The 1,555-nt window shown below is 39.0% G+C and carries 4 protein-coding genes; all 4 read left to right on the plus strand.

Translation table 11 applies throughout. The features are described from left to right. Window positions 1-369, plus strand: a 369-nt coding sequence (locus SPADD19_RS12410) for an aldo/keto reductase (RefSeq protein ID WP_241496415.1), incomplete at its 5' end; no start/stop codon positions are given. A 32-nt stretch (window positions 370-401) separates the two neighbouring features. After that, on the plus strand, window positions 402-815 hold the full coding sequence (locus SPADD19_RS02170; RefSeq protein WP_061455080.1) for a flavodoxin family protein: 414 nt from the start codon (window positions 402-404) through the stop codon (window positions 813-815). A gap of 74 nt (window positions 816-889) precedes the next feature. Next, complete coding sequence (locus SPADD19_RS02175) at window positions 890-1,249, plus strand: flavodoxin (RefSeq protein WP_241496416.1); 360 nt, start codon at window positions 890-892, stop codon at window positions 1,247-1,249. Window positions 1,250-1,270: 21 nt separating this feature from the next. Beyond that, window positions 1,271-1,555: TMEM175 family protein (locus tag SPADD19_RS02180; RefSeq protein ID WP_164905831.1), on the plus strand; the 285-nt coding region annotated here is incomplete at its 3' end.

Below are 1,555 nucleotides of genomic sequence, written 5' to 3' on the forward strand. Positions count from 1 at the left end.
AACCAAAAAGAAGATGAGCAAGCCTATATGCTCTCAAAAGGGGTGCAAACAGAGAGTTGGGGCGCTTTTGCTGAAGGACAATTTGATGTTTTTAATAATCCAGTTTTAAAAGAAATTGCAGAAAAATACAGTAAAATAACAGCACAAGTTATGCTTCGTTGGCAGTTGCAACGTGGCATTGTCTCCCTTTCAAAATCAGCCAATCCAGAACGTGTCCGTCAAAACTTTGACATCTTTGATTTTGAATTATCAGCAGAAGATATGGACAAAATTGCGACTCTTAACACGAACACAACTGTCTTCTCGGATCATCACGAAGCTAAAACAGTTGAACTTTTGGCAAGCTTTGTTGGGAGATCATTTAAATAGGTATAAAGTGTGGTAGATAAGGAGAAAGTGAAATGACAACATTATTTATAAACGGTAGTCCCAATAAAAATGGCAATACCGTCGCTTTAGCAAAAAAATTATTAGGAGATCAATCTTTTGAAACGCTTCATCTAGCAGATTATAAAATTTATGATTACGGACAAGATTTCTCAGATGATCAATTTGAAGAGGTGCTAGCAAAGCTATTTGAAGCAGATACAATTGTGATTGGCTCACCAGTCTATTGGCATAGCATCAATGGTTTGGTACGGAATTTCCTGGATCGACAGTATAATCTTGTCGAAGAACAGCTCAATGGAAAAGTGTTGTATTTCATCTTTCAAGGCTCAGCTCCGACGCAGGAAGTTCTTGATATGGGAAACTACACCATGAGCCGTTATGCCGGCTTGTATGGAATGAACTACAAGGGTATGATAACTAGGTAAGGAATGGAGAGATTCATGAAGAAAATAGTCGTGTCTTCCAAGAGTATCTCAATGAGTCCCAACGGGAAACGCCTTTGGAAGTAGGGACTCCTGAAAACTGGGCAGATTATGATGTTATTTTTATTGGATATCCTATTTGGTGGCAAGAAGCTGCCTGGCCTATCAATGATTTCGTTGAAGAAAATGACTTTTCAGGAAAAACAGTCATTCCATTTGCGACACCTACTATCTCTGATTTAGGGGAAAGTGGAAATTTACTAGCAGAGATGGCAGGAACAGGCAACTGGGAAGAAGGGCAACGGTTTAGTTCATCAGCTACAAGCTCAGAAGTAGCTGAATGGCTTACTGAGATAGGATATGAAGATTTCTGTGGAAAGAGAGAACAACTCTTTATTCTCAAAAGAAATAAATTTTGGTATAATACTCTTTATTAAGGAGAAGTGAACATGAATTTAATGTCAAAAGAGCGTTTAATCGCTTTTACAGATGCCGTCTTGGCGATTATCATGACGATTTTAGTTTTGGAATTAAAACGGCCGGATCCGATTAGCTGGCAGGCTCTATGGGATTTGCGGACCAATTTTTTCGCCTACACCATTTCTTTCTTCTGGTTGGGAACCATGTGGGTTAATCTGCATCGTAGTTGGGATGTGGTTGATAAAATCAACTCCAATTTGGTTTGGAGTTCAATTGTCTTACTCTTCTTTTCATCCTTTTTCCCCTACACCACAGCCTTGGTT

It is taken from the genome of Streptococcus parasanguinis, assembly GCF_001578955.1.
Taxonomy (GTDB): Bacteria; Bacillota; Bacilli; order Lactobacillales; family Streptococcaceae; genus Streptococcus; species Streptococcus parasanguinis_U.